This is a genomic window from Bradyrhizobium rifense, from assembly GCF_008123425.1.
Taxonomy (GTDB): domain Bacteria; phylum Pseudomonadota; class Alphaproteobacteria; order Rhizobiales; family Xanthobacteraceae; genus Bradyrhizobium; species Bradyrhizobium rifense.
This window is the reverse complement of the sequence record NZ_VSSS01000013.1, coordinates 28,129-54,359: the sequence shown is the minus strand read 5'-3', so window position 1 is coordinate 54,359 and position 26,231 is coordinate 28,129. Positions and strand designations below refer to the sequence as shown.

The window sequence follows — 26,231 nt, the reverse complement described above, 5'->3', positions numbered from 1 at the left end:
CAGGCCGGGTCACGCATTCAAGCGTGACCATTCTCCTTGCGATGCCCGCTCTCGCTGAGGCGGTCGACCCAGGCGATGCCGATCGCCGAGATGATGAAGGTCAGGTGGATCAGCACCTGCCACATCACGCCGGTCTCGGTGAAATTGCTGCGCGTGGTGCCGAGATTGCCAGCCTCGATGAAGGTTCTGAGCAACGAGATCGAGGAGATGCCGATGATCGCCATCGCGAGCTTGATCTTGAGGACGCTGGCATTGACGTGACTGAGCCATTCCGGCTCGTCGGGATGGCCGCTCAGGTTCAGCCGGGACACGAATGTCTCATAGCCGCCGACGATCACCATCACCAGCAAGTTCGAGATCATGACGACGTCGATCAAGCCGAGCACAACCAGCATGATCTGCTGCTCGCTGGCGTCGAACGAGTGCGCAACGAGGTGCCAGAGCTCTTTCAGGAACAGCAGCACATAGACAGCCTGCGCGACGATGAGGCCGACATAGAGCGGCACCTGCAGCCAGCGCGAGCCGAAGATCAGCTGGGCGAACGGGCCGATTTGCGGCCGCGGCGCGGGCGCCACCGAAGGTGCTTTGGGTTCAGACGACATCGATCACTCCAGGAAAGCGAAGGCAGGAAAACGAAGGTAGGACAACGACGGCAGGACTTAGAGGCTCGCGATGACAGGCGCGAGCTCGAGCGAGCCGCGATAGATCATCTCGAAGGCGACGTAGACGATGATGGCGAGACCGACATAGGCGATCCAGCGCTGCTTCTGGAGCACGCGGCCGAGCAGATCGGCGGCGACGCCCATCAGCGCGACTGACAGAATCAGGCCGAAGACGAGGATGTAGGGGTGCTCGCGCGCAGCGCCCGCGACCGCCAGCACGTTGTCGAGCGACATCGACACGTCGGCAGCGACGATCTGCAACGCGGCCTGCTTGAACGTTTTCCGCGGCGCAGCCGCGCTGGTCGCGCCACCGGCATGGCTGAACGCGAGCTGATTCACATGCGCGGCCTGCTCGCGTAGCTCGCGCCACATCTTCCAGCACACCCACAGCAGCAGCACGCCGCCGGCGAGCAGCAGGCCGATCACTTGCAAGAGCTGGGTCGCGACGCCGGCAAAGACGATGCGCAGCGCGGTCGCGGCAACGATGCCGACGACGATGGCGCGGCGGCGCTGATCGGCCGGAAGGCCCGCAGCCGCGAGACCGATGACGACGGCATTGTCGCCGGCGAGCACGAGGTCGATCAGGACGACCTGGAGCAGCGCGGTCAGCGCATCGGCGGTGATGAATTCAATCATGACTGATCATTCTTCGGAACTGACGGATCCAGCCAGTGCGGCTTGCGGCGCTCGATCCAGTCGAAGACCTTTGAGCGCGACGCACGCAGCGCCGGCACGTCCTCGGCAAGCAGCGCGAGGCCGAGCGGCAGCATCCAGATGCCGAGCACCGGCAGGAAGGACAGCACGCCACCGACGACGAGCAGCGCGCCCGAGGGAATCCGGACCCAGCGGCTGGACGGTTGCAGGAGATAGTCGACGGTGCCGGCAAGACGCGGCGGCAACCGGTGGACGAGCGCGTCAAGCCGCGGGTCGCCGCCGGCAGGCCGGCCGGTGGCGCCCTTGGAGCTCGTCTTTTGCTCGTCCGAAGCAGCACTCATGCTCACGCCTTCGGGGCGGCGCCGACCGCATCCGGCCCGACCGGCTTCGCGCGCGGCAGCACCAGCGTCAGCAGGCGCAACAGCTTGATCGCCTGCACCTCGTGCGGATGCACGTCTTCATCCGCAGCCGCGACGCGCTCCGACAGCTCGATGAGATGGGACGACAGCGGCAGGTCCGCGACCGGCCGCAGCGTGTCGATCACCACATTGGCGAAATCGGGCTCTTCGAGCCGTTCAGCGAGCTCGTCGAACATCGAAAATAAGCGCTCTTCGCTGATATGCGGCGCCAATCCGCGTTCCCTGATGAAGCGGATCACCTCGTCGCGCTCGACCGGCGACACGCGCCGGTCGGCCACGGCAACCAACGCGCCGGCGATCACTAGCGCCACCGCAGCCTGCTCATTGAAGCTGCGCGGTTCGGTGATCTCGAGTTCGATCGGATTGGAAGTATTGGCGTCAGACATCGTCGCTCCTCAGTTTTGCGAAATGGCCGCGCGGAGCTGCGATGGGGACGATTTGGTCGGAGAGAACTTAAGAAGGCCCGACGATCGGCCGATCCATCGCATTCGCGCGGGACAGGTCATCCGACATCGCGAGGTTTTGCTGACATTGTCAGCGTCCTCGCCAGAGGGGCCCGGATTCTTGTTCTCTCCAGACATAAAGCCGGGTGAGCCGGAATCAAGGCGACAACAGTGCGACCCGCCGCCGCAGCGTGGTTCCGTCCGTGCCGGCGTGAGCGTCGCTCCTAACCCACGACCTCCACGAGATGCGCACGCGTCGGTGACGGATCGAACCGATCCCCGAAATATTGCGTTTCGTGCGCCACCAATCCGTCGCGGAATTCCATGATGCTGACGACGTAGGACGGCACCCCGTCATAGGTCAGGACGAACTCGCTCACCCAGAGATCACCGCCGCCGACGATCCGCCGGACCGTGAAGCGCTTCTTGTTCGGCTGCACGAAGCGGCTCTCCTGAATATTCCGGCGGCTACGAATGCGCTCGCCGGACTGCGGATAGTCGAGCACGGCATCGTCGCGATAGATGTCATGCTCGGCCTCGAAATCATTCGCGTCCGAAGCGTCCCAATGGCGCTGCAGTGCCGCCAGCTTGGCCCGGTCATCCATTGCAACCTCCCGTCTTGCGATTTCTTTTCTCTAGATCGGAGCGCGGACAGACGGCGGCAAGGCCGGCTCGCAACGTCTAACAACGACTAACGGGCCAAAAACCCGACCAGGATGCAGATTGACGGTGCAGCGATCCGGAATTCGCCGGAGTTACGGAGCAGCGTCGGGCGCACCGAGGAACAAGCATGGCACGTTTGCTGTCCGTCAATGTCGGTCTGCCGCGCGACGTCGCCTGGCAAGGCAGGACGGTCCATACCGGCATCTGGAAGGCGCCGGTCGAGGGTCCGCGCAAGGTGCGGCGGCTCAACATCGATGGCGACGGCCAGGGCGATACCGCGGGCCACGGCGGCGAAAACCGTGCCGTGTTCGTCTATCAGGACGCGTCCTATCGCTACTGGCAAAAGCATCTCGGTCGATCGAGCCTCGCTCCCGGTCAATTCGGCGAGAACTTCACCGTCGAGGGCCTCGCCGACACCGAGGTCTGCATCGGAGATCGTTACAGGATCGGCTCTGCCCTGTTCGAAGTGACGCAACCGCGCGTCACCTGCTACCGGCTCGGCATTCGGATGGACGAGCCGGACATGGCCGCGCTGCTGGTCAAGCACGGCCGGCCCGGCTTCTATTTTCGAGTGATCGAGGAAGGCGACGTCGAGGCCGGCGATGAGATCGTTCAGGTCGCGAGCGGGCCTGAAAGCATGAGCGTGTGCGAGATCAACGCGCTGCTTTATCTGCCCCCTCACCCGCGCGAGCGCCTGGAGTGCGCGCTGCGGATTCCGGCGCTGAGCGGCGGCTGGCGTCATTCCTTCGCAGCCCTACTCGAGCAGCGGAGCACGGAAAGTGCGGCCGCGGGAAATGCCGGCCTCGGCCCGGCGGCCAGCCCGCCTCCGGCCTGGCGCGGCTTCCGGCCGTTTCGCGTCGCGCGCAAGATCGCCGAAACCAGCAGCGTGACGTCGCTGATCCTCGAACCCGCAGACGGACATCCCGGAGCCGTCGCCCTGCCCGGCCAGTTCGTCATCGTCCGGCTCGGGCCTTCCGCCACGCTTGCAATGACGCGCAGCTATTCGCTGTCACGCCCCTTCGATGCGGCGTCCTATCGCCTCAGCATCAAACGCGAAGCCCCCGGCATCGCCAGCGCATACGTCACCGACGAGCTCAAATCCGGCGACATCGTGCAACTCGGTGCGCCCCGCGGCAGTTTCACGCTGCAGCAGGGTACGCGGCCCCTCGTCCTGCTGAGCGCCGGCATCGGCGTGACGCCGGTTCTCGCGATGCTCCATGCTCTTGCTGCTGAAGCATCGCTGCGAGATGTCTGGTGGCTGCACGGCACCCGCAACGGCCGCGAGCACGCCTTCGCCGCTGAGGTGCGCGAACTCCTGGGCAGGCTGGCTCACCATCACAGCCATGTCTGCTACAGCACGCCCGATCCCGGCGATCGCCGCGATATCGATTTCGACAGCGCGGGACATCTGGACCAGCAACTGCTCCAGGCGATCAACGTGCCGCAAAACGGCGACTTCTATCTCTGCGGACCGGCCACGTTCATGAGCGACCTCACGACCGGCCTCCGCGCGTTGGGCGTCGCACCTGATCGCATTCACACCGAATTGTTCGGCGCCGCGCCATCGCTGACGCCCGGCATCGCGGCTTCGCAGAAAGTGCCCGCGCATGTGCCGGCCGGCGCACCGGGTCCAGGACCCATGGTGACCTTTGCTCGCAGCGGCCTCAACGTCTGCTGGGGACCATCATATGCCAGCCTGCTCGAACTGGCCGAAGCCTGCGACGTCCCGGTGCGCTGGTCGTGCCGGACAGGGGTGTGCCACAACTGCGAGAGCGGACTCGTTGCGGGGGACGTCAGCTATCAGCCCGATCCGCTCGACGCACCGGTGGACGGAAATGTCCTGATCTGCTGCGCACGGCCGCAGGGCGACATCGTGATCGATCTTTAAAGACACAGGAGACTCCTATGCGAACTGACATGGTGCCGGGAGCGACCTTCCCGGATTACGAGCTCAGCGATCACACCGGCAAGCACCGCAAGCTCTCTGAATTGCAGGGCATTGATCCGATGATCGTCGTGCTCGGCCGCGGCGGATTCTGTCCGAAGGACCGTCGCCAGACCGAGGGGCTGGTGCAGCTCCATCGCGAGATGGAGGTCGGCTATTGCCGGCTGGTCACGATCACCACCGACAATATCACCCAGACCAACGAATATCGCAGCGGCGCGGGCGCGCACTGGCCTTTCCTGTCCGATCCAAGGCGGATCATCCAGAAGGATCTCGACATCGCCGAGTACACCGATCCCCTCCACAACCCGATGATTCCGCATGTCATCGTGCTCGAGCCCGCCTTGCGCATTCACAAGATCTACAATGGCTACTGGTTCTTCGGCCGCCCGACCGTCGAGGAGCTTCGCCAGGATCTGCGAGCCGTCAGCATGATCAGCCGTCCAGATTGGGACATCACCGCGCCCGGCTTCAGGGCGCAATGGGATCAGGGCCACAAGGAGCATTTCTATCCCTACGGCAAGGCTTACGTCGAAACGCTCGGCGAACAGGGTTAGAACCACATTCCGACCTTGTCGGCCGGACCAATGCCGGCCTGGAATGTGGATGATGCAGAAGAGAACCAATCCCGGCCGCCGCGCTGGCCACATGGGCGCACGCCAGATCTACGAGGCGCTGCGCGATCAGATCATGTCGCTGGTCTACGGCACCGACGGCCTGTTGCCGTCATCGCGCGCGCTGGCCAGTGAGATGGGCGTGGCGCGCTCGACCGTCACGATCGCCTATGAGCAGCTCGCCGCCGAGGGCTTTATCGAGACGCGCCATGGCGCCCGGCCGCGCGTCGCGCGCGCCGTGGTGGAGCGTGGACGCACCCGCGCGACGTCCCGGCCATCGACACGCAAGGTGCGGCTGTCGGCATTCGGCGAGCGGCTGCGCCAGGCCCCGCCGCACTGGGCCGCGCCGCCGCGCGGGCTTGTTGCGAACTTCCGCTATGGCGAGCTTTCGCCTGCCGACTTCCCGGTGCTGGCATGGAAGAAAGCCGTGATCGCTGCGATGGCGCGCAAGCCCGAGCGGCTCGCCTACGACGACCCCTGCGGCGCGTTGCGGCTGCGGACGGCGCTACAGGGCTATCTGTGGCGGTCGCGCAGCGTCCGCTGCGAGGTCGACCAGATCGTTGTCGTCAACGGCTCGCAGCAGGGCCTCGACATCTGCGCGCGTCTGCTGCTCGATGCCGGCGACCGCTTCGTGATGGAGGATCCCGGCTACCAGATGGCGCGGCACACTTTTGCGGCGACGGGCGCCGTCGCGGTGCCGATCCAGGTCGATGCCGAGGGGCTTCAGACCGAGCGGCTCGACGGCATCGCGGCCCGCCTCGCCTATGTCACGCCGTCACATCAATATCCGCTCGGCGGCGTCATGCCGATCGGACGCCGACACCAATTGCTCGCCTGGGCCCGACAAAACGACGCTTACGTGATCGAGGACGATTACGACAGCGAGTATCGCTACGACACCAAGCCGATCCCGCCGCTGCATGCGCTGGAGGGCAGCGATAACGTGATCTATCTCGGCACCGTCTCCAAGACGCTCTCGCCGACCTTGCGGATCGGCTATCTCGTGGTGCCGCAGGCGCTGCGATCCCTGTTCGCCGCCGCCAAGCAGATCATGGACCGGCACACGCCGCTGATCGAACAGGAGGCGCTTGCCGCGATGCTGGAGAGCGGCGCCTATGACAGCCATGTCAGGCGCGTGCGCCGGCGCAACGCGGAGCGGCAGCAGGCGCTGCTCGACGCGCTTCGCCGGAGATTCGGCGATCGGATCAGGATCGAAGGCAAGGCCGCGGGCCTCCATGTGGTGGCGTGGCTCGACGATTTGCCGCGGAAGCATCAGGATGCCTTGATCAAGGCGGCCCGCGCCAAGGGCGTCGGCATCTATCCCGTCTCCGCGCTGTTCGTCGGCTCCCGAACACGGAAGTCGGTCGGCCTCGTCATGGGCTATTCGGCGCTGGAAACGATGCAGATCGAGCGCGGCTGCAAGCTTCTCGCGCAGGCGGTCGCCGAACTGGACTGATAAAATCGTATAAAACTGGCAGTTTCATACAGTCCAGATTGCGGCTATCTCCGTATCAAGAACGGAGACACGCCATGTACATCCCCCCGGCTTTCAAGGACGACGACATCGAGAGCATCCGCGCGACCATCCGCGCCGCCCGCCTCGCAAGCCTCGTCACGGCCACCGCAGAGGGCCCGGTCGCCACGCCCCTGCCGCTGTTCCTCGACGAGAGCGAAGGCGAGCATGGCGTACTGTACGGACATGTGGCGAAGGCCAACCCACAATGGAAGCTGCCGCCGATCGGCGATGCGCTCGCGATCTTCAACGGCCCTGACGCCTATGTGACGCCGTCCTGGTACGCGACCAAGCAGGAAACCGAAAAGGTGGTGCCGACCTGGAATTACATCGCCGTGCACGCCTATGGCCCGGTGGAATTCTTCCAGGAGCCGGAGCGCCTGCTCGAGGTCGTGACGCGGCTGACCAAAAAGCACGAAGGCACCCGCGCAAAGCCTTGGGCGGTCAGTGATGCGCCCGCAGACTTCATCGCCGCGCAGCTGCGCGGGATCGTCGGCGTGCGCATTCCCGTGGTGCGGTTCGAAGGCAAGCGCAAGATGAGCCAGAACCGTCCCGAGGCTGACCGCGTCGGCGTCGCAGCCGGACTCGCGGAGAGCAACAACGCGCAGGACCGGGAGGTTGCGCCGCTCATCCCGGTCCCGATATGAGCGAGGAATCGGCGCGCTACGGCGCGCTGCAAAAATTGCGGGGAGAAGAGATGTTGAAACTGGCGCTCCCGATGATTCTGGCCGTTGCGGCCGGGATCAGTCTCGTCATGCAACAAGCGCTCAACACCAATCTCCGGACGGCGTTGAGCTCGGCGGCGTGGTCGGGCTTCATGAGCTATTTGCTCGGCGTGCTCTGCATGGCGGTGCTGGCGTTCCTGCTGCGCGATCCCGTCCCCTCGGCAGCGGTTGCGACCCGCATACCCTGGTTCGCATGGACCGGCGGACTGTTCGGCGCCATCTTCATCGGCCTCGGAATTTTCCTCGTCCCGCAGCTCGGCGCCGCGACGTTCTTCGCGCTGCTCATCGCCGGCCAGATGTTCGGATCGATCGCGTTCGACCATTTCGGCGTGCTGGGTGTCCCCGTTCATCCCGTGAGCGCCGTGCGAATCGCCGGTGTCGCGCTGCTTGTCGGCGGCGTCGTTTCGATCCGCATGTAGAACGACGGGAACCATCCCGCCGTGAGGGTTGTTGGTGCATCTCAGCACGCCATCCCTGACAGGAACCTGCATGTGCCGCTGGATCGCATACCGGGGCGAGACGACCTCGTTCGAACCCTACGTCACCGAGCCCGAGCATTCGCTGATCGCACAGAGCATGCGCTCGCTCCAATCGACGGCGGGATCGAATGGCGATGGTTTTGGACTCGGCTGGTACGGCGAGCATCCGGAGCCCGGCCTCTATCGCGAGACGCGGCCGGCCTGGTCGGATGAGAATTTGCGCTACCTCTGCCGCCATCTGCGCTCGCACCTGTTCTTTGCCCATGTGCGCGCCGCCACCGGGACTGCGGTGACGCGGCAGAACTGCCATCCGTTTGCCTGCGGCCAGTGGATGTTCATGCACAATGGTTTTGTGGGCAGCTGGAACCGGCTGCGGCGCAAGGTCGAGGCGCTGATCCCCGATGCCTATTATCCCTCGCGCCTGGGAACGACCGACTCGGAGGCCGTGTTCCTTGCGATGATGGGCGCCGGCCTCGACGGCGATCCCCTTGGCGCAACGCGAGCCGTGCTGCAGTCGCTCATCGGCCTCGTCAACGAAGGCCAGCTGCGCGAGCGGCTGCGCTTCACCAGCGCGATCGCGAACGGCAGGGATCTCTATGCGTTTCGCATCGCCGTCAACGACGCCGCCAACACGCTCTATTTTCGCGAAGCCGGCAACGGACAAGTCGTCGTCGTGTCCGAGCCGTTCGACAAGGAAACCGACTGGACAGAGGTGCCGCCGAACCACGCACTGATCGCGCGCGCGTCGGACCGCGTGAAAATTGTTCCGTTCGACCTTGCAATTTCCAGTGGGTCCGAGGCGGAACCGGCCCCGGCCAGAAGGATTATTGCCCGCAGGTAATACCACTGCCGGGTGGCGCATGACATTTGCTTCGGACGTTTTGAAACTGCTGCGACCGGATACTTCCGACGACAAGCAGCATCTCGTGATTCGCTCCGCCGGCGGACGCGGCAAGGCGGCCGAATATTCCTTCGGCATCGAGGAGGAATATTTCCTCGCCGATCGCCACACCCTCGAGGTCGCGATCCAGACGCCCAACGAGCTGTTCGAATCGGCGAACTGGTCGACCGGCGGCCAGGCCATGCGCGAAATGCTGCAATCCCAGCTGGAGGTCGCGACCAACGTCCACATCGATGTCAATGACGCGCGGGAGGAGTTGAGGTTCCTGCGTCGCGAGGTCGCCAACGTCGCCGCGCAATATGGCTTCGTCATCATGGCCTGCGGCACGCATCCGACGGCGGTCTGGCGCATGTCGCAGCCGAGCCCAAAACCGCGCTACGAGGAGATGATCGAGGATCTGCGCAGCATCGGCCACCGCAACATGATGTGCGGCATGCATGTGCATGTTCAACTGCCCGATCCGGAGAAGCGGATGGCGGTGATGCGGGCGATGCTGCCGCATCTGCCGCTGTTCATCGCACTGTCCGCCTCCTCGCCGTTCTGGAATTCCCACAAGACCGGGCTCAAGGGCTACCGGCTCGCCGCCTATTCCGAGCTGCCCCGCACCGGCCTGCCCGAGCTGTTCGAGAGCAGACGCGACTACGACGATTATGTCGGCGCGTTGCAGCGTTCCGGCGTGATCCCCGATGAGAGCCACATCTGGTGGGCGATGCGGCCATCGATGAAGCACCCGACGCTGGAGCTTCGCGCGCCCGACACCTGCACCTTCGTGGACGACGCCATTGCCCTCGCCTCGCTGTATCGCTGCCTGACGCGGCACCTCTATCTGAGGCCGCATCTGTCGAAGCAGGTCACCGCGGTCGAACGCGCGATTGCGGTGGAGAACAAATGGCGCGCCCAGCGCTACGGCACCGACTGCATCTTTGCGTCACAGGACGGGCCGGTGACGATCTCGGAGTGGCTTGGGCGAATCATCGACGCTATCACTGAGGATGCAGCCGCGCTGGAATGCAGCGCCGAGGTCGAGCACTCCCGCACCATCGTGGCGCGCGGAAGCTCGGCCGAATTTCAGCTGCGCGCCTATCGCGAGAATGGAGACGACATCACGGCTGCGTCGCGATGGATCGCGGCATCGACGATATCGGAGACACGCACCGACGCCGGACAGCGCGCCCCAGCGCCGTCATAGCGCCCGCGCAAGCTTCGCCAACGAAAATGCCTCTTCTAGATTTGCTACGCCGCAGAGGAATGAATGACTGACATCACCTGGTGCGCCGGTTGCGGCCACAGCCTGGTCCCGATCCTGTCCGGGAAGGGCCTGACAACGCCGAGCTGCTTCTGGTGCGAGGGCGTCGACGCGCGGACCATGGAGATGGCGAAGTGGGCGGACAGCCCGGCCGGCAAACCGGATCGGGCCGCGCCTCATTCCTTTGATTGAGCCACCCTCGGCGTCAAACCCTCGCCACCAGGCGTGGACGGAACACAGACTCGACGGTCGGGGCAGCAGCGAGCGGCTTTCGCGTCGGCCGGCGCCGCGGGATGAAGAAGCTGTTGACGAGGATCGGCTCGTTGTCGCCGAGCGCGGTTCGATCCTTCACCAGCCCGCTCATGACCAAGCGCATCTTGATGACTTCCTGCGCCACGAAGCTGCAATCCTCGTCGCGGTTGATCTGCTCATGCATGATCGCTTCAGCCTCGCGCATGCTGACGCGGAGCGCTCTGATCGTTCTGCGGATATCGGTGATGCGGTTGTCCATGGCTGCCTCCATCTCGGTCGCAGCATAGGAACAAAACATGAACACATTGTCAATCGCCACGCTGACGAATTGCGAGGTCGCCGCCGATCCGCGGGTAGGCGCAACTGCACGCGCACTGGCGAGGCTTGCTGACAAATTAGACAGGTCGAGCCGTTTCCCGGAAGCGCAAGGCGCCGGCGCTGCGTCGGACGGTCAAACCGGGCAAGCGATCTAACCTCCCGTGCAACCACCGGATTTTTTCCTGAACGGGCTCGCCGCGCCACGCCGCCAGGCCCGTTTGCCGATCGGCAAAACAACTGGCCCAAAATTCGCAAAGAACATTGCAAGCGAAGCAACGGCGCAGAGCGGAGAACGTCATGAACGTGCATGCGGGCGATCTCAAGACGACCGGCCTCACCCATCCGAACGGCGCGCCGCTACGCCTCAACACCCAGGATTTCGTGGCCATCGATCGCGACCGGAATGCGAAGTTCGAGGCGACGTATCGGCCGCAAGCCCTCTATAATCGCGCCAACGAAGGCTTCCACGCCAACAACGAAACCTTCCTGCTCCACGAAGTCGCGACCAATCTGCCGATCTACCTCCCCGACACCGGCCCCACCGATTTCCATCTGCATCTGCCGCCGGGCGGCTTTCAGCTCGTGCTGGTCACCTCGGGCGCCTTCACCTTCGATTATGACGGGCGGTTCTACAATGTCGGCCCGGGCGCGGTGATGCTGCAAAGCGCGATCGTGCATCGCCAGCTGTTCTACACCTGGTCGGGTCTGTCGACCGAAGAGAATTTGAAGACGCCGCAGACGGTGGTGCCCGATCCGATCTCGATGGGCTATTCCGGCAAATTCCTCGAAGCCTTCATCACCGATCCCACCACCTTTCCGAATCCGACCATCGTCGGCCCGGACCAGATCAACGAAGCCGAGACGCCGCGTGTGGCGTGGAGTCATCCGCTGCACGATCGTCCGGCCGATGGAGGCTTCTGGCTGCAGGATCCGCTGGCGCTGGATGCGCTGTTCAAGCCGCTCGTCGACAGCCCCGTGAAATCGGCGCTGCCGGTTTACGTGCGCGACATCGGGATCGAGATTCCGAGCGGCCATCTCGTCACCGGCCACATCATCGCGACCGACCCGCGCGGCCACTCGCTTCTGCCGAAAAGCGCGTCGATCGCCGCGGACGCCGACTGCTTTGCCAAGGGCGAGGTCGTGATCTACCGCGTCATTCGCGGCACGGCCGAGTTCAAGAAGAAGGCTGGCGAGAGCTTTGAACTCTCCGCTGGCGATGTGGTGACGGCGGGCAAGAATTCGATCAGCCTCGTCGGCGTCGGTGAAAACACCCAGGTCCTGCGACTCGGCTTGCTCAAAGGCATGAACGATCTTCGCAGCTGGACGCCGACGCAGCGCGACGAGATCGACGGTCTCGCCGGCCAGATCATCACGCAGAAGGACATCCGTCCGCTGCGGACCGAAGGCAAGCCAGTGGGATATCTGTACGCCTAGCTGCATAAAAAGACGGCCCGCCGAGAGCGAGCCGTCAGAATCTCATTTGGCACTGCGGCCCGCAAGGCCGGGCTACAACTGTGCCCGGACTATGCGGGAGGCCGTCGGCCCGGAGAGGTCAGACAGGAGTTGATATCGGCGGCCATCTTGTTGCGGTGTGCTTTCCTCAAGAGCGCCTCGCGCTCTGCACCGGGTTCAAGGCGTGCGGCCTGTTCAAGCAAGCTCACGGCATCGGCTGCCAGACGTTCGGCCAGCGAACTCGACGGGCGTACGCGATTGCGCTTTTCAGTCATCCCGAATGTCCTGGCGGTGCGTCGCCCATGCCCACGAATTGCATGCGCACCGCATCATCGGGAGCACCTTCTGCGGCGTTGTCACGAAAATGCTCGGACCGACCTGATTCTCGATCAGTGCTGATCGCGGGATAGACAGAGGTTTGCCAGGCATTGCGGCACTTTGAACACCGCCACTGATAGACGACATCGCCGCTGGGCAGGTAAGTCCCGTGCACGGGGGCCCTCACAAGTCGCCCGCACGCGTTGCAGCCCTCCGTCCCTTGCGACGGGAACTGCTGGTTTTCGTCCTGGCCCACTCTCGCGGTCCACCGACGTTCGAACTTGCGCCAAAGATGCAGGGGATAAAGGACAACGTTCAACGCGCGCCTCCTGTTTGTGGCGGGAGCGCGGGAACGTCTCTCGGTCACCGGTGCCTGTCAGGTCCGTGCCAGTGATATCTTGCATATGGTGCCGCGAATGGCATTCACCAGAGCGCGATCACGAGAAACCACTCAATGAGCCACCTGCTTTGCCGCGTCTATTCGGCTTAGGAACATATGTCCGGCCCTCCTGTTGCGTTTGCACGACATGACCCGTGAATGCGCATGCCGTCCCCGAAAATGGCGATTTGGCCATGCGTGCACTGTGTTGGCACGGCGAAGGTGACGTGCGGGTGGACGGGAAGCGTCCCTTTCCTGCTCTCCAATAGCTGGCTCCAGTCAGCGAAAGTGTCACATGCGCATCCTGAAAAAACGTTCGCCCTCGCTGACGACCACGACCCTTCGTGCTTTCACAGAATATCCGCTCGCCTCCACACTCGTCGCAACCGCCAGCTTGTTGGCCGCGGCCGCGATCGTCAATCGGCGCCTTGCCGACAAGGCACAGCGCGATCACCCGCCAAAGGGTCGGTTCATCGATATCGACGGTGTCCGCCTGCACTATGTTGAGCGAGGATCCGGCCGTCCTTTGGTCCTGTTCCATGGCAATGGCAGCATGATCCAGGACTTCGAGTCCAGTGGTCTGATCGATCTCGCTGCCAAGGACTATCGTGTGATCGTGTTCGATCGTCCGGGCTTCGGCCACAGCCTGCGGCCCCGCAACGTCGTTTGGACGCCTGCGGCCCAGGCCGACCTCTTCAAGGAAGCTCTTGCGCATCTCGGCGTCGAAAAGGCGATCGTGCTCGGCCATTCCTGGGGAGCGTCGGTTGCGGTTGCCTTGGCAAGCCGACATTCCGCAATGGTCGAGGCCCTGATACTGGCTTCGGGCTATTATTTCCCGACCGCGCGCACCGACGCGATGATGGCGATGGCCGGCCCGGCGATCCCCGGGTTTGGCGATCTCCTCAGCTACACGATTTCCCCGCTCCTCAGCCGCCTGATGTGGCCGGCGATGTTGCGACAGCTGTTCGGACCGAAATCCGTCCCTCGAAAATTCGACGGCTTCCCCAAATCCCTGGCCGTGCGTCCATCGCAGCTTCGTGCCGGCGCCGCCGAGGCAGCGCTGATGGTCCCTGCCGCCATGCTGTCTGCGAAAACCTACGGCGAACTGGCCATGCCGGTCACCATCCTGGCCGGTGAGAACGATCGCCTCATCGACATCGACGAGCAGTCCGGACGGCTGCACGACGAGATCAAGCATAGCAAAATGCGCCGCGTCCCGAACGCAGGACATATGATCCAGCAGTCCGATACAGCCGACCTGATGGCCGCGGTCGACGAGGCCGCAGCGCAAACGCTGCATTGAATCCGAACGCCGTACGATCCGGAATTAGGAACGTCGATCACAGGGCCCAGTTGGCCCCGGTATCTCCTGCCAATCAGAGGTTATCATGTATCATCACGTCAAGAAGCTCATGTTCACAGTCAGGGTCGACGAGCCCGATCCGCGGTTCGGCAACATGCTCCTGGAGCAGTTCGGCGGCGCCAACGGCGAGCTTGCGGCCGCCATGCAATACTCCATCCAGGGTCTGAATTGCGAAGATCCGGACCGCAAGGACCTCCTGATGGACATCGGCACCGAGGAACTGAGCCATCTCGAAGTTGTCGGCTCACTCGCACGCCTGCATTTGAAGCCGATGAAGTTCGATCGCGAAGCGGCGGAAGCCGATCCGTTGATCGCGATCGCCGGCGGCGGCGGTGTCAGCCTGTGCAATTCGCAGGGCAACGCCTGGACGGCCGATTATCTCAAGATCACCGGCGAACTCGACGTCGACCTGCGCAGCAACATCGCTGCGGAAGCGCGGGCCAAGATCGTCTATGAACGCCTGATCCATTTCTGCGATGACGCCGGCACCAAGGACGCCCTGCAGTTCTTGATGACCCGGGAAATCACCCACATGAAGGCGTTCTCGCGTGCGCTTAAAAGCATGGGCAAGCCCGCCTTCAGCATCGGCCGCATCGCTCCGACGCCCGGCCTTGTGGACCAGTTCTTCAACGATTCGACCGGGTCCGGCGACAACGGAGAGATAGACACACGAGGTCCCTGGAACGAAGGCGACGACTGGGTCTTCATGGAATCGCCGGCGCTCCAGAGCGGCGATACCGGCGCGGCGCCGTCGATCGTTGCCGAGAGTTCGCCATCGGAATCTCCCGTTGGTCTTGACGACCTGCTGCTCGATCAGCTGCGCGACCTTTTGCACGCCGAGAAGCAGTTGACAAAGGCGTTGCCTCAAATGATCGAAGCTGCACGCTACGACCAGCTTGGCGAGCTGTTTACCGTTCACCTGGCCGAAACCGAAGCGCAGATCGAACGTCTCGACGAGTGCTTCGAGCTGCTCGGCAAGAAGCCCCGCGCCAAGCCTTGCAAGGGAATGCAGGGACTTGTCGAAGAAGGCGACGAAGTGATCAAGGAAGGCGCCAAGAAGGACGATGCGGCCGCGGATCTTGGGTTGATCGGCGCGGCTCAACGCGTCGAGCATTACGAGATTGCGGGTTACACGACGGCTCGCAACCTTGCGCAGCAATTGCGTCACAGCGGTGCGGTCGCGCTGCTGTCCAAGAATCTGGCTGAGGAAGAGAACGCGGATCAGTTGCTCAATCAGGTCGCACGTTCGTTGATGTCGGTGGCGAAAATGCCCGCCGCCATCGAGCAAAGCTTTGTCGAAGATGAGTCCCCTGGGGGCTAGGCATCGTCAGCATTGACGACTAACGATCAAGGCGGCCCCGGTGGGGCCGCCGATACATACGAAAGGACCTGGCATGCCCCCGAAGATCAAGGAACAGACCTGCCCGCTGTGCAAAGGAACTGGTTTTCCCAAGTCCATGGAGCCGGCGCACCCGGGCCACAGGATCTATCCAGTGAAATGCGAGTCCTGCCAGGGCAAGGGCAGGATTGCAGAGATCGAGTGAAGTGATCTCACTGCTTTGATCTCTCGATCTCGAAGGTGAACCTGGCCTGCATCACGGCGCCGTCGGCATCTCGAGCCTCCTGCGGGTCTTGCCCGTGCGCAGATGGTGCTGGTAGTTCATAGGCGATCGAGATGCGCCTGGAGCACCAACTTCGCCCGTGAGCCGCGACGTCACCAGAACCTGCGGAAGCTGCACGGCCTGCTGCGATGGCTGGCTGCAGATCGAGGTGCGCGGTCACAAGGTGCGCAAGGGGCAACCGTGCCCGTTCAGCATCGCCCACCGCTGTTCGATCTATCCGGAACGCCCGCAGCATCCCTGCCGCGAATTCGTCTGCGGCTGGCTGGTCGCATCGAGCCCGCTGCCGGATTGGATGCGGCCGGATCAATCCAGCATGATCATGCTGGCCGCCAATTTCTTCTGGCGCGGCCTGCCGGTTGACGTCGTGGTGCCCGTCGGTGAGCAGCCGAAGAAGAAGGCGCTGGATTGGCTGACGCGATTTTGCGCCGAGAACCGACGCCTGCTCGTCTACCAGATCGGCGATGAGTGGTTCGCGTTCGGACCGCCGATGTTCCAGACCGACATCGCCAGCCGTCTCGCGCGCGGCGAAACGCCGTGGGGCGATTGACGCAAGTCGCAGAAGCCATTCACGTTTTGACGCGGAACCGGTTCGATTCACCGCAATGCGGCACATCGCCGCGCGACACACTTTGTCGGGAATTGTTGCCAGCCCGACACACCCGGCCGGAAAGTGAGCGGCGTCACATTATCCCGGTTGTATACGGTATCTGGCATACAATACGTTCCACTTTATCCCGGACCCATTGAGAGTCCGCGGCGATAGAGGGGAAACACGATGAGGAAGGCCTTTCTGCTTGGCACAGGCTTTGCGGCCCTTTGTACAACCACAATTAGTCATCCACTAAACGCTGCAACTATAGATGATGTTGTTGCCCGCCTCGATGCGCTCGAGCGCAGCAACGCCAAGCTCGCGAAAGAGAACGCGCAGCTTCGCGAACGCGTCAATCACATCGGCGAGCCGAAGGCTGCTGTAACGGCCGTCGCGCCGGGCTCGCCCAAGGGCAATCCCGTTCTGCACGCGGCGGTCGCGCCATCGCCTGCGCCGGCACCGGAGCACACCGTCGTCAGCCTCGGTGGCGCTCCGCTTTACAGCAAAGCGCCCGGAAGCAATCCGTTCATCGACAACACCACGGTGACGCTCTACGGCCATGTCGATCTCTCCGGCGACATCTTCAATCCCGGCGTCTACGATCAGGGCACGAAGCTCGGCGTCTCCAGCAACCTCACCTATTTCGGCGTTCGCGCGCGGCACAATCTCGATCCCTACGGCTATCCCGGATGGGCGGCCGTTGCGCAATTCGAATCCCTCGTCGAGGTCGCGGCTGTTCCGACCGAACGCGCGGCGTTCGGCACGCGCGACAGCTTCCTCGGCATGGAAAGCCCCTGGGGCGCGATCAAGGCCGGCAAGGCGGATACGCCTTACAAGAAGGCGACGGCGAAGTTCGATCCGTTCTCGGCCACGCTCGGCGACTACAACTCGATCATGGGCAACACGGGGGGCGATCTCCGTGCCGAGTTCGATTGGCGCGCGGCCCATGCGATCTGGTATGAATCGCCGGTGTGGAACGGCTTCCAGGCCACCATCATGCTCTCGCCGGGACAGAACACGGCGAAGGACAACAGCGACTTTGCGCTCGGCGATTTCAACTGCCCTGCCACATCGTCGCGCGGAAGCGGCTCGGGCTTCCCACTGACATCGGCGCCGGAAGGCTGCACCGACGGCTCATACGGCAATCTCTACAGCGCATCGCTGACCTACAATCAGGCTGGGTTCACAGGAGTCGCCGCCTACGAATTCCACGAAGGGACCAACCGAACGGGCGACGAGGCGGTGACACCCCTGAGCAACGGCGGCGTTCTAACCGTGCCGACGGGCGCAGTCGGCATCGCGAACGAATGGGCGGCGAAAGTCGGCGCGGGGTACAAGTTCAACGACATGATCGGAAGCCTCCAGCTCTACGGCATCTACGAGATCATGCGCCGCGAGAATACGGTGGCCGCCTTCAACGAGCGTTCCCGCGACGGCTACTTCCTGAGCGCGACCCAGACGGTCGACAAGTGGGACCTCAGCGCATCCTGGGCTCACGCCAACGCCTCACCGGGCTCGCCGGGCACGGGCGTCCTTAACGCTTATCCCACCGCCGGGGTGGTGGTCTCCGCTCCGGCTGGTGCCGCTGACTTCGCGCTGAACAGCGTCGACTCCAGTGCAGACCAGTATGCGATCGGCCTGAAGTATCACTTCAGTCCGTTCGTGAGCTGGTACGTGGTGGGCAGCTATCTGCGCAACGGACCGGGTGCACATTACTGCCTCGGTGTCAGCGGACATGGCTACGGCGTTTGCGGACGCGACGCCAACAACAACGTCGTTGCCGGCAACAAGGCCGAAGCCGTCACGACCGGTATGACGTTCGACTTCTGAGAACGAGAGAACATATAGCGGGGAGCCGGTCGCGGCTCCCCGTCGTTTGGCGCCCTACTCCGCCGCCTGGCGCACGTGGCGCGCGGTCGGGGTGCGCATCGTCACCAGCTCTTCGGCTGCGGTCGGATGCAGCGCGATGGTCGCGTCGAAATCGGCCTTGGTCGCCTTCATCTTCACGGCAATCGCGACGGCTTGCGTGACCTCGGCAGCGCAATCGCCGACGATGTGACAGCCAAGCACGCGATCGGTCGAGCCGTCGACGACGAGCTTCATCAGCACGCGGGTATCACGGCCCGACATCGTTGCCTTGATCGGGCGGAACGTCGTCTTGTAGATGTCGACGTGGCTGAACTGCGCGCGCGCTTCGGTTTCCGTCAGGCCGACGGTGCCGACCTCCGGCTGCGAGAACACCGCGGTCGGGATGGTGGAATGATCGACCTGCACGGTACGCTTGCCGAACACGGTATCGGCGAAAGCATGGCCCTCGCGGATCGCGACCGGCGTCAAATTGTGGCGATGGGTGACGTCGCCGATCGCGTAGATGCTGTCGACCGAAGTCTTCGAGAAATGATCGACCGCGATGCCACCATTCTTCGGATTGATGGCGACGCCGGCCTTCTCCAGGCCGAGATTGGCCACCGCCGGATGGCGGCCGATCGCGAACATCACCTGGTCGGACGCGAGGCTCGATCCGTTCGACAGATGCGTGGTGAATTCCTCGCCATTGCGATCGACCTTGTTCACCGTGCAGCCGGTGAGAATGGTGATGCCCTGCTTTTCCATCTCGCTGCGGACATGCGCGCGGACATCTTCGTCGAAGCCGCGCAAGATGTTGTCGCCGCGATAGATCACGGTGACGTCGGAGCCGAAGCCGGCGAAGATGCCGGCGAACTCAAGCGCGATGTAGCCGCCGCCCTGGATCACAATCCGCTTCGGCAACTTCTTCAGGTGAAACGCCTCGTTGGAGGAGATCACATGCTCGATGCCGGGAATCGACGCGCCGTGGTTCGGCGCACCGCCGGTGGCGATCAGAATGTATTTCGCGGTGATCTTCCTGTCGTCCGCGAGCAGGCGGACGGTGTGCTTGTCCTCGATCACCGCGCGGCTCTTGACGATCTGCGCGCCCGACTTCTCGACATTGGTCGTGTAGGCCGCCTCCAGCCGCGCGATTTCCTTGTCCTTGTTGGCGATCAGCGTCGGCCAGTCGAAGGTCGCGGGCGGAACGGTCCAGCCGAAGCCGGCGGCATCCTCGAGCTCGTGACGGAAATGAGAGCCGATCACGAACAGCTTCTTCGGCACGCAGCCGCGGATCACGCAGGTGCCGCCCATGCGGTACTCTTCCGCGATCATCACGCGCGCGCCGTATCCGGCCGCGATGCGGGCGGCACGCACGCCGCCCGAACCGCCACCGATGACAAAGAGGTCGACGTCGAATTCAGCCATTGTCCACTCCGACCTCTTAACCCAAACCGCGACGCGATTTCGGGCTTCCCGATCAGCTATCCCTGGAGATAGTTACTGTCACATTTCCTTGCCACGCTTCTTCATCTCGGCGCGGAACGCGCTCGCGACGACCTCGGAGAAGTTCTGCGCCCATGCGTTCATGACCTGCATGCTGAGGTTGATGGCCTTGGGCTCGTTGGTGATCAGCTTCTGGCCGAGCGGCGACTTGTAGAACGCGACGAGATCCTTCAGCTCCTGCTCGGTGAACTCGCCGGCATAGACCCCCACCATGCCGTCGCCGATCTCCTGCTCGCGACCGGCAAGCTGCTTAGCGACGATCGGGGCGAGCTCGTTGAGATCCTTCTGGTAGTTGAGGTTCTGGCCGATCAGCGTGCCCTTGACCTTCTCCACCATGCCGGGCACGGCGTTGGCGTACATCGCGCTGGCATTCTTCAGCGTCAAAATCTCTCTCGCCGCCGCAATCGACGCCGCAGAGGGTGCTGCCGGCTGCTGCGCGGTCGCAGGCACTGCCCCCAGCACCAGTGCGAAGGCGAGGCACGCACCGGGCACGATCTTCAAAACGCTCTTCATTCTAGTCTCCTTTCGGCTTTCGCCGTTCAATCACACGGATTCCCTCGCCACCCGCCAAAACAGCCGAGCTGGCCAAGCCGATGAACAACCCATGCTCGACCACGCCGGGGATCGCGCTCAACGCCCTGGCCAGGCTGGCCGGATCCACAATCCGCTCGAGCCGGGCATCGACGATCCAGTGGCCGCCATCGGTGACAAAAACGTGGCCATCCTTGGCCTTGCGGACCGCCATTTGCCCGGAAACGCCGCATTCCGCAAATGCCTTCTCGATAGCGCGGGAGGTCGCGCCGAGCCCGAACGGAATGACTTCGATGGGCAGCGGAAAGCGGCCGAGCGTCGGCACCCATTTGGTGTCGTCGGCAATCACGATCATGCGATCCGAGGCGGCCGCCACGATCTTCTCGCGCAGCAGCGCTCCGCCGCCGCCCTTGATCAAATTGAGCTCGGGATCGATCTCGTCGGCGCCGTCCACGGTGATGTCGAGATGATCGATCGCATCGAGCGTGGTCAGCGGCACGCCGCAACGCTCCGCATCGGCGCGCGTCGCCTCGGAGGTCGGCACGCCGATCACCTTGAGGCCGGCAGCGACGCGTTCGCCCAGCAGCTCGACGAAATGCTTGGCGGTCGAACCGGTCCCGAGGCCGAGTTGCATGCCGTCACGCACCTCTTCCAGCGCGCGCGCCGCAGCCTGCCGCTTCAACTGATCCATGTCCACGTTTGCGCTCGCCTCTCAGGTCAGGAGTGCCGCTGGTCCCGTCGGTTGCGGCGGGCCTATGTAGCCTCGTTTTCCCTCGGAGAACAGGGTCTGGGAACAGGCCTATAAGCTGATCTTATGGCCCCGCCCCTTGCGCCGGTACGGCCGGGCCGGTAGCGCTTGGATCATGACCTCCCCCTACACCCTCGTCTTCGATCTCGACGGCACGCTTGTGGATACGGCGCCCGACCTGATCACTGCGCTCAATTACGTGCTCGACCGCGAAGGCCTGCCGCCCGTGCCGATGGCCTCGGCCCGCAACATGATCGGCGCCGGCGCCCGCAAGCTGATCGAGCGGGGCCTGGAGGCCGAGGGCCGCGCGGTCAAGCCTGCCGACATGGACCGGATGACGGCGGATTTCATCGCCTATTACGCCGACCATATCGCCGACGAATCGCGCCCCTTCGAGGGGCTCCTGGACGCCCTCGACCTGTTTGCGGCCCAGGGCCATCGTCTCGCGGTCTGTACCAACAAGCTGGAATGGCTGTCGAAGCGGCTCCTGGACCAGCTAGACCTGAGCCGGCGGTTCGCGGCGATCTGCGGCGCGGACACTTTTGGGGTCCAGAAGCCCGATCCGACCATTTTCCGCGAGACCGTGGCGCGGGCCGGCGGCGAGGTCAAAGCCAGCATCATGGTCGGCGACGCCGGAACCGATGTCGGCGTGGCCCGGCGCGCCGGGGTGCCCGTGATCGGGGTCAGTTTCGGCTACACGGATGTGCCGATCGCCGATCTGAAGCCGGACCGGCTGATCCATCACATGCGCGACCTGCCCGCCGCCGCGCACAGCCTGATGACGGCTTAGGCCCAGGCAAGGCTCTGACATAGCTGGGTTATTTCGGGGAACTCTGCGTTAACCATCTATTAACTATGCGCAGTCCGCCGGTTGCTTGCCCCAGGCGACGCTCCTAAGGTCCGGACGGGGTTAATGTGGCGGTTCGTCGCAGTAGAAGTAAGTGGATGGTCATGCGTCGTGTCATCGCGATTGCGCTAGCGGGAGCGAGCCTTGGTGGCTGCTCGTCGTTGTCTTGGGACATGTTCAAATCGGCGCCGCCGACCGTCCAGGTCAGGCTCGAATCCAATCCTTCAGGGGCTGACGCCAGGACCTCGCTCGGCCCAGGCTGCAAGACCCCCTGCTCGGTCTCGGTTCCCGCGCCGGAGGCTCCGTTCACGGTCAACTACGGCCTGAACAAGTATCAGCCGGTGAGCGTGCCGGTGAACGTGATCAAGAATCCCGGCGATTGGACCACAGCCGCGACCGTCACCACCGATCCGAACCCGGTCTTCGCCGAGCTCCAGCCGGAGGTGCCGCCCAAGCAGGTGAGGAAAAAGCCGCACCGGCCGAAGAGGCCGAAGCCGGCCGCAGCCGCGCCCGCCGCGGCGCCGGCCGATGCTGCAGCGCCCGCAGCCGGCTCTGCGTTCCCCGATCCGAACGCGGGCAAGCGCTAATCTATGTATACCACCCGATTGTCCTCTGCCCGCGCGATGCTTAGATTGCGTCCAGAGCACCGCTGAAGCAAAGGTGCGCCCGTCGCCGTAAGTGACAAGGCAGTTGGTATGAACGGACCTATCGCGAGCCCTCTCGCTACAGCGAGCCCCCTCGCCGCGCTGTCGAGCGCGATGACCGATCCGTTCGGGCGGACCATCTCCTATCTGCGCGTCTCCGTCACCGATCGCTGCGATCTCCGCTGCTTCTATTGCATGTCGGAAGACATGACGTTCCTGCCCAAGGCCGACCTGCTGACGCTCGAGGAACTCGACCGGCTCTGCTCGGCCTTCATCGCCAAGGGCGTGAAGAAGCTGCGGCTCACCGGCGGCGAGCCGCTGGTCCGGCGCAATGTGATGTCGCTGGTGCGTTCGCTGTCGCGCCATCTCACGAGCGGCGCGCTGGGCGAGCTGACGCTGACCACAAACGGCACGCAACTCGCAAAACATGCGCAAGAGCTTGCCGATTGTGGCGTCCGCCGCATCAACGTCTCGCTCGACACGCTCGAGCCCAGGAAGTTTCGCGAGATCACGCGCTGGGGCGAGATCGACAAGGTGCTGGAAGGCATCGAGGCGGCGCGCGCTGCAGGGCTCGCGGTGAAGATCAACGCGGTGGCGCTGAAGAACCTCAACGAGGACGAGCTCCCCGACCTGATGCGCTGGGCCCATGGCAAGGGCATGGGGCTGACCCTGATCGAGGTGATGCCGATGGGCGAGATCGGTTCGGGCCGTATCGACCAGTATCTGCCGCTGTCGCTGGTGCGCGCGCGGCTCGCCCAGCAATTCACGCTGACGGACCTGGCCGAAAGCACCGGCGGGCCGGCGCGCTACGTCAGCGTCGCCGAGACCGGCGGCAAGCTCGGCTTCATCACGCCGATGACCCATAATTTCTGCGAATCCTGCAACCGCGTGCGCATCACCTGCACGGGCACGCTGCACACCTGCCTCGGCCACGAGGATGCTTCCGATCTGCGCAAGCCGCTCCGTGCATCTGATGACAATACGCTGCTGGCGGCTGCGATCGACCGCGCCATTGGGCTGAAGCCCAAGGGCCACGATTTCATCATCGACCGCCGCCACGACCGTCCCAGCGTCAGCAGGCATATGAGCGTGACCGGCGGCTGAGGATTCGTCGCCCGCCGCCAACCTAAGCTTTTGACCCGGCGTCAATTTGCCCATTTTCCGATTGACGGCGCACAAGCCCGCTGGTTTGGTGCGACCGCCTTTGCTTGCCCGGCAGCAATAAGCCGGCCCGCCCCGTAGGCGGTCGCGGTCAAGACGGCAAGGCACGAGGGGAGGACTGACGCCGCAATCGCTTTCGGACTGTGATCCGTGCGGTCGCGTGCTTTTTGCACGCGGGCTCTGCGATGCGTGCTGAAGCCTCCCGTAAAGTGTTGGGCCGCGACGGCGACGGAGAGAAAGTAAGATGCGTCCATTGCTGGCGTTGAGCAACGCCATCGACGCCCTCAATGAAAAGATTGGGTACGTCTGTAACCTGCTCGTGCTTCTCGCCTGCCTGGTCAGCGCGGCCAACGCCATGATCCGCTACGCCTTCAGCTCCTCGTCGAACGGGTGGCTGGAGCTGCAATGGTACATGTTCGCGATCCTGGTGATGTTCGGCGCGTCCTATACCTTCAAGCGCAACGAGCATGTCCGCGTCGAGATCATGTATTTGATGCTGTCCGAGCGCGGCCAGCTCTGGCTCGACATGATCGGCACGTTGTTCTTCCTGATCCCCTCCTGTCTCCTGCTCGCCTACCTGTCCTGGCCGTTCTTCATGCAGGCCTACAACGTCGGCGAGATGTCGGGCAATGCCGGCGGCCTGATCCGCTGGCCCATCAAGTTCGTGATCCCCGCCGGCTTCGTGTTGCTGGCATTGCAGGGAGTTTCCGAAGTCATCAAGCGTATCGCGGCTCTCCAGGGCTATGTGACGATCGACGCCAAGTATGAGAGGCCGACTCAATGATCACGCTGGAGATGATGCCGCCGTTGATGTTCGGCGGCCTGGTTCTGGTGATGCTGCTCGGCTTCCCCGTCGCGTTCACGCTTGCCGCTGTCGGCCTCTCCTTCGGCTTCCTCGCCATCCATCTCGGCTTCTTCGACCTCAACTTCCTCCAGGCGATCCCAGGCCGCGTGTTCGGCAGCGTCCTCTCCAACGAGCTGCTGCTCGCGATCCCGTTCTTCACCTTCATGGGCGCCATATTGGAGAGATGTGGGCTGGCCGAGGACATGCTGGATTCGATGGGCCAGTTGTTCGGCCCGATCCGCGGCGGTCTCGGCTATTCCGTCATCATCGTCGGCTTCATCCTCGGCGCCATCACCGGCACGGTCGCCGCACAGGTCATCGCCATGGCGCTGATCTCGATGCCGGTGATGATCCGCTACGGCTACAACATGCGCTACATCACCGGCGTGCTGGCGGCCTCCGGCACCATCACGCAGCTGGTGCCGCCCTCGCTGGTGCTGATCGTGCTCGCCGACCAGCTCGGCAAGTCGGTCGGCGACATGTATCTCGGCGCCTGGGGCCCCTCGGTGTTCCAGATCATGCTGTTCGCCGGCTATACCTTCATCCTCGGCCTGGTCAAGCCGGACCACGTGCCGCCGGTGCCGCTGGAAGCGCGCACGCTGACGGGCTGGGCGCTGTGGAAGAAGTGCCTGATGGGCATCATCCCGTCGGCCGTGCTGATCTTCGTCGTGCTGGGCACCATGATGATGGGCCTCGCGACCCCGACCGAAGCCGGCGCCATGGGCGCGGTCGGCGCCATCGTGCTCGCCGCGATCCACCACAAGGACTTCTCCTCGACCGACCGCAAGATCCTGATCATCGGCGTGATCGCTGCCGGCATCGGCACCATCGTCGCGATGCTGTTCACCGAGAACGTCATCTTCAAGATCGCGTTCGCTGTGACCTACCTGGCGGTGGCCTGGATCTGCATCCAGGCAGCGCGCATCCCCGACCTGCGCGACCTGATCAAGCAGGGTTACGAATCCACCATGCGCCTCACCTGCATGGTCACCTTCATCCTGATCGGCTCGACCTGCTTCTCCGTGGTGTTCCTCGGCGTCTCCGGCGGCGTCTGGCTCGAGCACCTGCTGACCTCGCTGCCCGGCGGCGTCTGGGGCTTCCTGATCTTCATCAACCTCTTCATCTTCTTCCTGGCGTTCTTCCTCGACTTCTTCGAGATCGCCTTCATCATCCTGCCGATGATCGCGCCGATCGCGCAGAAGATTCTGGGACCCGTCGTCGGCGACGGACCCGCTCTGATCTGGTTCGGCGTCATGCTCTGCGTCAACATGCAGACCTCGTTCCTGCATCCGCCGTTCGGCTTCGCGCTGTTCTACTTACGCGGCGTCGCGCCGAAGGAAGTGAAGAGCTCGGACATCTATTGGGGCGCGATGCCCTGGATCGGCCTCCAGATGATCATGGTGCTGATCGTGATCGCCTTCCCGATCACGGTGACGGGCCTGCTGGACAAGCCGGTCAATGTCGACCTCGACAAGGTCAGGATCGAGGTGCCGCAGATCGACCTGCCGCCGCTGGATCTCGGCCCGCCGCAGAAGTAGCGGACGCGCT

The 26,231-nt window shown here is 63.8% G+C and carries 28 protein-coding genes; 18 read left to right on the top strand and 10 right to left on the bottom strand.

From position 1 onward, the window contains the following. Positions 1–17: 17 nt before the first annotated feature. From FXB40_RS06150 to FXB40_RS06130, 5 genes are all read right to left on the bottom strand, one after another. The gene (locus FXB40_RS06150) at positions 18–602 is read right to left on the bottom strand and encodes a TIGR00645 family protein (protein ID WP_148771313.1); all 585 of its coding nucleotides are present in this window, start codon (positions 600–602) and stop codon (positions 18–20) included. A 57-nt stretch (positions 603–659) separates the two neighbouring features. Next, positions 660–1,298: a TerC family protein gene (locus FXB40_RS06145; RefSeq protein WP_148771312.1), complete on the bottom strand. Its 639-nt coding sequence runs from the start codon at positions 1,296–1,298 to the stop codon at positions 660–662. Next, entirely contained in the window at positions 1,295–1,657 is a 363-nt protein-coding gene (locus FXB40_RS06140) for a hypothetical protein (protein WP_187436692.1), read from the bottom strand. Before FXB40_RS06140 ends, FXB40_RS06145 begins: the two co-directional genes overlap by 4 nt. A gap of 2 nt (positions 1,658–1,659) precedes the next feature. Beyond that, entirely contained in the window at positions 1,660–2,121 is a 462-nt protein-coding gene (locus tag FXB40_RS06135) for a TerB family tellurite resistance protein (RefSeq protein WP_148771310.1), read from the bottom strand. Positions 2,122–2,402: 281 nt separating this feature from the next. Next, positions 2,403–2,783, bottom strand: a complete 381-nt coding sequence (locus tag FXB40_RS06130; protein ID WP_148771309.1) for a nuclear transport factor 2 family protein — start codon at positions 2,781–2,783, stop codon at positions 2,403–2,405. Between the two features lie 185 nt (positions 2,784–2,968). Between FXB40_RS06130 and FXB40_RS06125 the strand changes: the two genes are divergently transcribed. The 8 genes from FXB40_RS06125 (at position 2,969) to FXB40_RS06090 (ending at position 10,456) form a co-directional block, all read left to right on the top strand. Continuing rightward, entirely contained in the window at positions 2,969–4,729 is a 1,761-nt protein-coding gene (locus tag FXB40_RS06125; RefSeq protein WP_148771308.1) for an MOSC and FAD-binding oxidoreductase domain-containing protein, read from the top strand. Positions 4,730–4,746: 17 nt separating this feature from the next. Continuing rightward, positions 4,747–5,343, top strand: a complete 597-nt coding sequence (locus tag FXB40_RS06120; protein WP_148771307.1) for a redoxin domain-containing protein — start codon at positions 4,747–4,749, stop codon at positions 5,341–5,343. 49 nt (positions 5,344–5,392) lie between these two features. Further along, a complete protein-coding gene (gene pdxR, locus FXB40_RS06115) occupies positions 5,393–6,856 on the top strand; it encodes a MocR-like pyridoxine biosynthesis transcription factor PdxR (protein ID WP_148771306.1) in 1,464 nt (487 codons plus the stop codon). 74 nt (positions 6,857–6,930) lie between these two features. After that, complete coding sequence (locus FXB40_RS06110; protein WP_148771305.1) at positions 6,931–7,560, top strand: FMN-binding negative transcriptional regulator; 630 nt, start codon at positions 6,931–6,933, stop codon at positions 7,558–7,560. Positions 7,561–7,610: 50 nt separating this feature from the next. Next, the gene (locus FXB40_RS06105) at positions 7,611–8,057 is read left to right on the top strand and encodes a DMT family transporter (protein ID WP_148771509.1); all 447 of its coding nucleotides are present in this window, start codon (positions 7,611–7,613) and stop codon (positions 8,055–8,057) included. 70 nt (positions 8,058–8,127) lie between these two features. Next, on the top strand, positions 8,128–8,958 hold the full coding sequence (locus FXB40_RS06100) for a class II glutamine amidotransferase (RefSeq protein WP_148771304.1): 831 nt from the start codon (positions 8,128–8,130) through the stop codon (positions 8,956–8,958). A gap of 19 nt (positions 8,959–8,977) precedes the next feature. Next, positions 8,978–10,207 (top strand): carboxylate-amine ligase, encoded by a 1,230-nt coding sequence (locus FXB40_RS06095; protein WP_148771303.1) that lies wholly within the window; start codon positions 8,978–8,980, stop codon positions 10,205–10,207. Positions 10,208–10,270: 63 nt separating this feature from the next. Beyond that, complete coding sequence (locus FXB40_RS06090) at positions 10,271–10,456, top strand: hypothetical protein (RefSeq protein WP_148771302.1); 186 nt, start codon at positions 10,271–10,273, stop codon at positions 10,454–10,456. A gap of 13 nt (positions 10,457–10,469) precedes the next feature. Here FXB40_RS06090 and FXB40_RS47710 read toward each other — a convergent pair whose 3' ends face one another. Then, complete coding sequence (locus tag FXB40_RS47710) at positions 10,470–10,775, bottom strand: hypothetical protein (RefSeq protein ID WP_246207410.1); 306 nt, start codon at positions 10,773–10,775, stop codon at positions 10,470–10,472. A 356-nt stretch (positions 10,776–11,131) separates the two neighbouring features. Between FXB40_RS47710 and FXB40_RS06080 the strand changes: the two genes are divergently transcribed. Continuing rightward, positions 11,132–12,268, top strand: coding sequence for a glucuronate isomerase (locus FXB40_RS06080; protein ID WP_148771301.1), 1,137 nt, complete (start codon positions 11,132–11,134; stop codon positions 12,266–12,268). Between the two features lie 89 nt (positions 12,269–12,357). Here FXB40_RS06080 and FXB40_RS06075 read toward each other — a convergent pair whose 3' ends face one another. Continuing rightward, the gene (locus FXB40_RS06075) at positions 12,358–12,561 is read right to left on the bottom strand and encodes a hypothetical protein (protein WP_148771300.1); all 204 of its coding nucleotides are present in this window, start codon (positions 12,559–12,561) and stop codon (positions 12,358–12,360) included. A gap of 717 nt (positions 12,562–13,278) precedes the next feature. Here FXB40_RS06075 and FXB40_RS06065 point away from each other — a divergent pair. From FXB40_RS06065 to FXB40_RS06050, 4 genes are all read left to right on the top strand, one after another. Then, on the top strand, positions 13,279–14,286 hold the full coding sequence (locus tag FXB40_RS06065) for an alpha/beta fold hydrolase (protein WP_148771298.1): 1,008 nt from the start codon (positions 13,279–13,281) through the stop codon (positions 14,284–14,286). Positions 14,287–14,371: 85 nt separating this feature from the next. Next, complete coding sequence (locus tag FXB40_RS06060; protein WP_148771297.1) at positions 14,372–15,667, top strand: DUF892 family protein; 1,296 nt, start codon at positions 14,372–14,374, stop codon at positions 15,665–15,667. A 380-nt stretch (positions 15,668–16,047) separates the two neighbouring features. Then, on the top strand, positions 16,048–16,515 hold the full coding sequence (locus FXB40_RS06055) for a hypothetical protein (RefSeq protein ID WP_148771296.1): 468 nt from the start codon (positions 16,048–16,050) through the stop codon (positions 16,513–16,515). Positions 16,516–16,743: 228 nt separating this feature from the next. Next, positions 16,744–18,387, top strand: a complete 1,644-nt coding sequence (locus FXB40_RS06050; protein ID WP_148771295.1) for a porin — start codon at positions 16,744–16,746, stop codon at positions 18,385–18,387. A gap of 54 nt (positions 18,388–18,441) precedes the next feature. Here FXB40_RS06050 and gor read toward each other — a convergent pair whose 3' ends face one another. From gor to rpiA, 3 genes are all read right to left on the bottom strand, one after another. Beyond that, positions 18,442–19,830 (bottom strand): glutathione-disulfide reductase, encoded by a 1,389-nt coding sequence (gene gor, locus FXB40_RS06045; protein WP_148771294.1) that lies wholly within the window; start codon positions 19,828–19,830, stop codon positions 18,442–18,444. A 78-nt stretch (positions 19,831–19,908) separates the two neighbouring features. Beyond that, positions 19,909–20,421, bottom strand: a complete 513-nt coding sequence (locus tag FXB40_RS06040) for a DUF2059 domain-containing protein (RefSeq protein WP_148771293.1) — start codon at positions 20,419–20,421, stop codon at positions 19,909–19,911. Position 20,422: 1 nt separating this feature from the next. Next, positions 20,423–21,136: a ribose-5-phosphate isomerase RpiA gene (gene rpiA / locus FXB40_RS06035; RefSeq protein ID WP_148771292.1), complete on the bottom strand. Its 714-nt coding sequence runs from the start codon at positions 21,134–21,136 to the stop codon at positions 20,423–20,425. Positions 21,137–21,302: 166 nt separating this feature from the next. Here rpiA and FXB40_RS06030 point away from each other — a divergent pair, with 166 nt between their 5' ends. From FXB40_RS06030 to FXB40_RS06010, 5 genes are all read left to right on the top strand, one after another. Continuing rightward, complete coding sequence (locus FXB40_RS06030) at positions 21,303–21,977, top strand: HAD-IA family hydrolase (RefSeq protein ID WP_148771291.1); 675 nt, start codon at positions 21,303–21,305, stop codon at positions 21,975–21,977. A gap of 161 nt (positions 21,978–22,138) precedes the next feature. Further along, positions 22,139–22,621, top strand: a complete 483-nt coding sequence (locus tag FXB40_RS06025; RefSeq protein WP_187436711.1) for a hypothetical protein — start codon at positions 22,139–22,141, stop codon at positions 22,619–22,621. A 108-nt stretch (positions 22,622–22,729) separates the two neighbouring features. After that, the gene (moaA, locus tag FXB40_RS06020) at positions 22,730–23,782 is read left to right on the top strand and encodes a GTP 3',8-cyclase MoaA (protein ID WP_148771289.1); all 1,053 of its coding nucleotides are present in this window, start codon (positions 22,730–22,732) and stop codon (positions 23,780–23,782) included. Positions 23,783–24,083: 301 nt separating this feature from the next. Continuing rightward, positions 24,084–24,623: a TRAP transporter small permease subunit gene (locus tag FXB40_RS06015; protein ID WP_148771288.1), complete on the top strand. Its 540-nt coding sequence runs from the start codon at positions 24,084–24,086 to the stop codon at positions 24,621–24,623. Beyond that, positions 24,620–26,221: a TRAP transporter large permease gene (locus tag FXB40_RS06010; protein ID WP_148771287.1), complete on the top strand. Its 1,602-nt coding sequence runs from the start codon at positions 24,620–24,622 to the stop codon at positions 26,219–26,221. The genes FXB40_RS06015 and FXB40_RS06010 overlap by 4 nt, the downstream gene beginning before the upstream one ends. The last annotated feature ends 10 nt before the right edge of the window (positions 26,222–26,231 follow it).